Consider the following 7,106-nt stretch of genomic DNA (forward strand, 5'->3'; position numbering starts at 1 on the left):
GATGAGGCGGGGGAGGAGCACGCGCGGGGTCCGGGGTTCTGGATCGGGGAATCGACGGGATCTCAACCGGCCAACAATCCCCCGCCGCGCACGGTTCCGATTCCGCGACATCTGCGGCCTGCCGGTGACGAGGCCTTAACCAAGCTTTGCCATTCTGCCGGGATGTCGGAATGGCGTGAGGGTCCGGTGGTCATGGCGAAGCCGCAGACGTCCCGGCCGGGCGAGACGCCCCAGACCCAGCCGCCGCTGAACCCGAGCGTGCGCCGCCACCTCGGCCAAAACCTGCGCAACCTCTACGCCGACACCCTCTCCGCCCCGGTGAGCGAGCGCCTCGAAGCGCTGATCGCGCAGCTGGACCGCCCGAAGGACTGAGGAAGACTCGGCGCAAGGGTCTTCGCTCTGCGACTCGGTTTCCGGGGGTCGCCTGGGGGTGGCGAGCGGCCGAAAAGCTGCCGTTCGACCATCGGCCTGGGCCGGCGCCGCGATCCGCGCGCTCATGGGCCGGAAGGCGCCATGCTCCGCAAAGCCGTGCCGACGGCCGGTGCCCGCGCACGGGCACCGGTGCGGGCGTCGCCGAGGTCGCGGGCGCGCAGGGCAAGGATCGCGGGCGCGTAGGGACAAGACGGTCGGTCACCCCGGCTCGCGCAGGTTCGTGAAGTTCGCGACGATGCCGGGCGCCCGGCTGCCCTTCCGGGACGAGGCCATCAACCGGACGTGGTAGCGGGCGCCGTCCGCGCCCTCGATCGTCCGCTCGGAGGGCCGGCGCGTCGCCAGCACCGTCGGGATCTCGTCCGATAGCCACGTCAGGGCGATCGGCGCCGAGAAGTTGCGCAGGGACCGGCCGACGTCGCTCGGCTGCAAGCCGAAGATCTGCGCCGCGGCACGGGTGAACATGCGGATGTGGAGATCCGGCGTCAGGAGCACGCTAGCGACGTTCATGCCCTCGAACAGCGTGGCCTGGTCGTCGCTCAGCTGATCGATCGCCTCGATCTTCGACGTCAGCTCGACGTTCATCGTCTGAAGCTCTTCGTTCAGAGACTGCGTCTCCTCCTTCGCGGCCTCGAGCTCCTCGTTGGCGGCCTGCATCTCCTCGTTGACGGAGTACAGCTCCTCGTTCGAGGATTTGAGCTCCTCGAGGGAGGTCTCGTACTCCTCGATCACGGATTGGAGCCGCTCGCGCGTGCTGCTCAGCTCGCGCTCCAGGCCGTGGATCGCCGCGTCCCGATCGTCGGCTTCCAGAGCCTGCCGCCGCTCCTTCTCGACGGGGGCGGCGGCCTCGTCGAACACCACCAGGAACAGCGGCTCCGTCTCGCTCGGCGTGTGGAGCGGCTTGACGACCAGGGTGATCGTCTGCAGGCGCCCGTCCGGAAGCTCGACGCCGATGCTGTCGCGCACGACCCGGGTGTTGCCCTCGATCGCCTCACGCAGGGCCGTCCGGAGATCCAGCCGCAGGCCCTTGCGCGCCATCGCGGCCAGCTCCCGGGTCGGCTGGCCGGGCACGACCTCCAGATGATCGCCGATCCGCGACGAGTAATGCACGGCCTCGCCCGTCCGCGTCACGACCGCGTGGGGGGGCGTGAACTCCGACAGCATCAGCGTCTCGACCGTGTGCCGCAGGGCCGCGTGCGTCTTCACGTTGCGCCGGTGCGGATGGCCGGTCCCCACGAAGACCGCCGTGTCCGGCCCGGACATCGGCGGCAACCGGGCCGGCGGGATCGCGTCCCGCGCCTGGAAGATGCGGTGCCGCTTGTCGATCGTCTCGAACAGGTCCTCGAAGCGCGTCACGTTCTCGGCCATGCCGATGAACAGGTAGCCGCGCGGGCGCAGGGCGTAGTGCAGCACCGGCATCAGCTGCTGCTGGGCATCGACGCCGAGGTAGATCAGCAGGTTTCGGCAGGAGACGAGATCGAGGCGCGAGAACGGCGGGTCGCGCAACACGCTGTGCGGGGCGAAGGTGCACAGGTCGCGCACGGCCTTCTTGACCACCGCGCTGTCGCCCTCGACGACGAAGTGCTGCGCGACCCGCTCGGGCGAGACGGCGGACAGGTAGGTCCTCGGGTAGAGGCCGGTCCGGGCGACAGTGAGCGAGCGCTCGTCGATGTCGGTGGCGAAGATCTGCACGCGCGGCGGATCCGCCAGGGTGAGCATGTGCTCGCGCAGGAGGATGGCCAGGGAGTAGACCTCCTCGCCGGTCGAGCAGGCCGGCACCCAGACCCGCACGATCTCGGTCGCCGCGCGCGCATCGAGAAGCTTCGGGATGACGTGGGTGGCGAGCGCCTCGAAGGCGGCGGCGTCGCGGAAGAAGTTCGTCACGCCGATCAGCAGATCCCGGAACAGCGCCCCGACTTCCGCCGGGTCGGCACGCAGCCGCTTGAGGTAGGCGTCCGGCCCGGCCGCCCCGACCACGCCGATGCGCCGCTGCAGGCGGCGCACGAAGGTGTTGGGCTTGTAGCCCGAGAAGTCGTGCCCGACCTGCGAGCGGAGGATGACGAAGATCTCAGCAAGCAGCTCGGCGTCGAGCTCCTGCGCGGCCGGGTCGGCCTGGGCCTCCCGCGCGGCGGTGCTGTGCGCGGCGATCCGGTCGCCCATCCGTTCGGCCGGCTCGCCGAAATCGACGAAGCCGGTGCGCAGCGAGCTGAGCGGCATGTCGGGGGTCTCGGGCCCGAAGCCGTCCAGGGTCTGGGCCAAGGTCAGGCCGCCGTGCTCCTTGATCGCCTTGATGCCGATGGCGCCGTCCCCGTCGCCGCCGGACAGGATCACGCCGACCGCGCGCTCGCCCTGGTCGAGGGCCAGGGCCGTCAGGAAGATGTCGACCGGCTTGGTCTCGCGGACCTTCGGCTCGAGCGGCCTCAACGTCAGCCGGCCGTCCACGATGCCCATGACGAAACCGCCCGGCATGACGTAGATGCGGCCCGGTCGGACCGGCGCGCCGTCGGTGGCGGTCTCGACCTCCAGCGGCGTGAACCGGGCCAGGACGTCCGGGAGCAGGCTCTTGTGGTCCCGGCTGAGATGCGTGACGATGACGAAGGCTGCCCCGAGCGTCTCCGGCACCCCGCGGAAGAAGCCCTGCATCGCTTCGATGCCGCCCGCGGACGCGCCGATGCCGACGATCGGAAAGTGGTCGTGGTCCATCACGATGTTCTGAGCCTTCGGATCGATACAATGCCGTTCGTCGGGTCCCAGCATCCTGCGTTCTCGCCCGATGTCGAGGACGGCCGTGCGGATCAGCTGTCGTGCGTGGCCTCCTGCACGACGTAGGCGAGGCAGCGGGCCCGGGCCTCGGGGCTCTTCAGCCGCACGAACAGCCGCAGCAGCGCCACCACTTCGGGGAGATGATCCAGGCCCGCCACGGCGGTTTCGGTGTCCGGTGCCCGAGCCGGGTCGGCGGTCAGGAAGGTCGCCACCGGAACGCCCAGCGACCGGGCGATGCGGACCAGCGCACCGGGGTCGTCGTCCTGCAGGTCGTCACCGTTCATCATGACCGTCCGCCGATCCCCGCGCCGCGGCGATCAATGCACGGCGATCCCGGCCACGCGCGGTCCCATCACGCCGGCGATGCGACGCCCGACATGATGGAGCACGTGACCGAGGAGCAGGCGGGTCTGGGTGTCGGGGTCGTCTTCCGCGGCCTCGTAGGCCTCGATGAGGGACGCCACCAATTGGTTCGACGGGCCGGGGGCGTCGTCCGTGCAGGATGCGAGAGGCCCCGCAGCGGTCTGCTCCCGGGAGCGTAGGACGAGCGCGCGCGAGGCCTGGAGCGTCCGCCGCGTCTCCTCGGCCATGGCGCGCAGCTCACGGGCCACCTCAAGGCACCGATCTGCTCGTGAGCGGTCTATCATCGGCGCTCCGGTTTCCGTCCCATGCCCGCACATGGACGACTTCCGTGCGGCAGATCGGAAGGTGCACGCAATTTATAGATGTGGCAATCCGACGATTGCGTTCGAGGGCGATCGGGAGGACCGAATGTCAGCATGCAAGGCAGGTCGGCTTTCGCATCCATCGAGCAGACGCAAGTACAAGTCCCGCGTTCCCAAGTCGTCGCTCCATGCGCGGCCCGGAAGCGGACCGTCCGGCCTTGCCATGGGTCGTGCGCGGGCGCGACGGCGACGTCCGCTTCCGGTGGACCTGCGCGCGCGCGTCAGGTCCACCGGGCGCCCTTCATCGGCGGCGGCCTCCCGGAGCCGTACGGCCCGAGCCGACATCGGAACCGTGGCCGGCCGGCACGCGGGCTCGGCCCGGCCGCGACGAAACGGCCGGTGCCAGGGATCGCACCGGATCCGGCCCTTCCGCCCGCCCGGAATTTGGAATGGTTTGCAGTTTCGTGCACCTTAGGCGTGAATCGGGCACGCCATCCGGAACGCCAAGAAGGCCGGACGCCCGACGGTGGAGGAAACATGAACGAAATCGTCAAGCCGGACTCCCTGATCGTCGCGGAGGCCGAGAGCCTGACCGAGACCTTCTTCGGCGGCTGCCCGCACGATTGCCCGGACACCTGCTCGATGCTGTTCGAGGTGAAGGACGGGGAGCTGCTCGGCGTGCGGGGCAACCCGGACCATCCGATGACCCGCGGCGGCCTCTGCGTGAAGCTGAAGGACTACGAGAAGCGCCACTACCATCCCGACCGGCTGCTCTACCCGATGAAGCGCGTCGGCCCGAAGGGCGCGAAGCAGTTCGCGCGCATCACCTGGGACGAGGCGCTCGACACCATCGTCACGCGCTGGAAGGCGATCATCGACCAGCACGGCCCCGAGGCGATCGCGCCCTACAGCTACCTCGGCAACCAGGGCCTCGTGCACGGCTTGAACGGCGGCGACGCCTTCTTCAACCGCATGGGCGCCACCGTGACCGAGCGCACCTTCTGCGGCGAGGGCTCCTGCACCGCGTGGCTGCTCACCGTCGGCCCGACCGCCGGCCTCGACCCGGACAGCTACATCCACTCCAAGTACATCGTGATCTGGGCCTGCAACTCGGTCTCGACGAACCTGCACCACTGGGCCATCGTCAAGGACGCCCAGAAGAAGGGGGCCAAGGTCGTCGTCATCGACACCTACGCCTCGCGCACCGCCAAGGCGGCCGACTGGCACATCGCCCCGAAGCCCGGCACCGACGGCGCGCTCGCCATGGCGCTGATCAACTCGATCATCGCGCAGGGCCTCGTCGACCAGGACTACGTCGACAACCACACGGTCGGCTTCGCGGAGCTGAAGGAGCGGGCCGCGCCCCGCACGCCGGAATGGGCCGCCGCGATCACCGGCGTCCCGGCCGAGGACATCCGCACGCTCGCCCGCGAGATGGCGACCGAGCAGCCGGTCGGCATCCGCATGGGCGTGGCGCTGGAGCGGCATTACGGCGGCGGCCAGACCATCCGCGCCGTCACCTGCATCCCGGCGCTGACCGGCGCGTGGCGTCACGTCGGCGGCGGCGTCACCCAGTTCGGCGTGTGGGAGCATCCCTACAAGTTCGACGTGATGTGCCGGCCCGACCTGATCCCGGAGGGGACCCGCGTCGTGTCGAACCTGCAGATCGGGCGCGCGCTCACCGGCGAGCTGAAGCTCGACCCGCCGATCCTGTCGATGATGTGCTGGAACTCGAACCCCGTCACGCAGGCGCCCGAGACCGACAAGATCGTCGAGGGGCTGATGCGCGAGGACCTGTTCATGGTCTCGGCCGAGCACTTCATCTCCGACACGGCGTCCTACGCCGACATCCTGCTGCCCGCCACGATGGGCGCGGAGATGGAGGACATGATCCTGTCCTGGGGCCACCTCTACCTGACCTACAACACCAAGTGCGCGGACGCGCCCGGCGAGGCGATCCCGAACAACGAGATCTTCCGCCGGCTCGCGGCCCGGCTCGGCTACGCGGAGGAGAACTTCACGTGGTCGGACAGCGAGTGCCTCGAGCACTACGTCGACTGGTCGTCGCCGGCCTGCGAGGGCATCGACCTCGCCTACATGCGCGAGCACGGCTTCGCCCGCCTCAAGGTCGGCACGCCGGACGACCGGGCGCCGCACCGGGAGGGCAACTTCCCGACGCCGACCGGCAAGTGCATGCTGAAGGTGGAGGGCGCCACGAACTTCGTCGCGCCCCCGTTCCGGCAGATGTACGAGGGCTTCCAGCCCGGCGAGGCGCTCGATCCCCTGCCCGACTACCTCGGCCCGCGGGAATCCCACGCCAACGACCCGGAGCTGGCCAGGCGCTTCCCGCTCAACATCGTCTCGCCCAAGAGCCACTACTTCCTGAACTCCTGCTACGCCAACATGGAGGACAAGCAGAAGGGCCAGGGCGAGCAGTTCGTGATGATCAGCCAGGTCGACGCCGACGCCCGCGGCATCCGCGACGGCGACAAGGTGCAGGTCGCCAACGACCGCGGCGCCTTCAAGGGCGTGGCCCGCATCACCGACGACGTGACGGACGGCATCGTGGTCGCGACGCTGGGCTACTGGCGCCAGCTCAACGAGGGCACGGTCAACAGCATCTCGTCGGGCGCCTTCAGCGACATGGGCCACGCGCCCTCGTTCTCGGACAACCTCGTTGAGGTCGTTCGGGCGAACTGAGGCCGTCGCCGGCCGTGCGGCCAGCAGGCGCCCCACGGGGCGCGTGCTGCCTGCGGACGGCGCCCCGGGCTTGGCCGGATGCGGCGGATGTGCGAGGCCTCGTCGGCGGTTGCGGGCGGACACGCGGGGCGGCCGAGCCCCGGAGGGGGAGGCCATGGAACTCCTGATCGTCGACGACCACCCGCTGTTCCGCGAGGCGCTCGCCAGCACGATCGGCCTGTCCGATCCCGACGCGGTGCTGCACGAGGCCGACGGGATCGCGGCGGCCTGCGCGATGCTGGCCGCCCATCGCGGCATCGAGCTGACGCTGCTCGACCTGTCGATGCGGGGGGTGTCGGGCTTCGACGGGCTCGTCACCATCCGCGCCCGGTTTCCGCGCGTGCCGATCCTGGTGGTGTCGGGGCACGAGGATCCGCGCATCATGCGCGAGGCGCTGCACCACGGGGCGGCCGGCTACGTGCCGAAGGCGGTCGACAAGGCGACGCTGACGCGGGCGATCCGGGACGTGCTCGCCGGCGCGCTCGCGATTCCCGAAGGCCTCGCCGAGGC

The 7,106-nt window shown here is 70.0% G+C and carries 6 protein-coding genes; 3 read left to right on the forward strand and 3 right to left on the reverse strand.

Going from position 1 to position 7,106, the window contains the following annotated elements; all coding sequences use genetic code 11:
* Positions 1 to 192 precede the first annotated feature (192 nt).
* Positions 193 to 372 carry a NepR family anti-sigma factor gene (locus FV230_RS21970; RefSeq protein ID WP_147843913.1) on the forward strand — a complete coding sequence of 60 codons (180 nt, stop codon included), beginning with the start codon at positions 193 to 195 and terminating at the stop codon, positions 370 to 372.
* Between the two features lie 258 nt (positions 373 to 630).
* On the opposite strand, the gene FV230_RS21975 is transcribed toward FV230_RS21970, so the two are convergent.
* The 3 genes from FV230_RS21975 to FV230_RS21985 are packed head-to-tail and all read right to left on the reverse strand — an operon-like array spanning position 631 to position 3,803.
* Positions 631 to 3,186 (reverse strand): CheR family methyltransferase, encoded by a 2,556-nt coding sequence (locus tag FV230_RS21975; protein ID WP_147843914.1) that lies wholly within the window; start codon positions 3,184 to 3,186, stop codon positions 631 to 633.
* 38 nt (positions 3,187 to 3,224) lie between these two features.
* Positions 3,225 to 3,479 (reverse strand): hypothetical protein, encoded by a 255-nt coding sequence (locus FV230_RS21980; protein ID WP_243933075.1) that lies wholly within the window; start codon positions 3,477 to 3,479, stop codon positions 3,225 to 3,227.
* 30 nt (positions 3,480 to 3,509) lie between these two features.
* Positions 3,510 to 3,803, reverse strand: coding sequence for a hypothetical protein (locus tag FV230_RS21985; protein ID WP_147843915.1), 294 nt, complete (start codon positions 3,801 to 3,803; stop codon positions 3,510 to 3,512).
* Between the two features lie 591 nt (positions 3,804 to 4,394).
* Between FV230_RS21985 and FV230_RS21990 the strand changes: the two genes are divergently transcribed.
* Both FV230_RS21990 and FV230_RS21995 read left to right on the forward strand, forming a co-directional pair.
* A complete protein-coding gene (locus tag FV230_RS21990) occupies positions 4,395 to 6,557 on the forward strand; it encodes a molybdopterin oxidoreductase family protein (RefSeq protein WP_147843916.1) in 2,163 nt (720 codons plus the stop codon).
* A gap of 154 nt (positions 6,558 to 6,711) precedes the next feature.
* Positions 6,712 to 7,106 (forward strand): response regulator transcription factor (locus FV230_RS21995; RefSeq protein WP_147843917.1); only part of this gene is annotated, 395 nt, incomplete at its 3' end.

It is taken from the genome of Methylobacterium sp. WL6 (genome assembly GCF_008040095.1).
GTDB lineage: Bacteria > Pseudomonadota > Alphaproteobacteria > Rhizobiales > Beijerinckiaceae > Methylobacterium.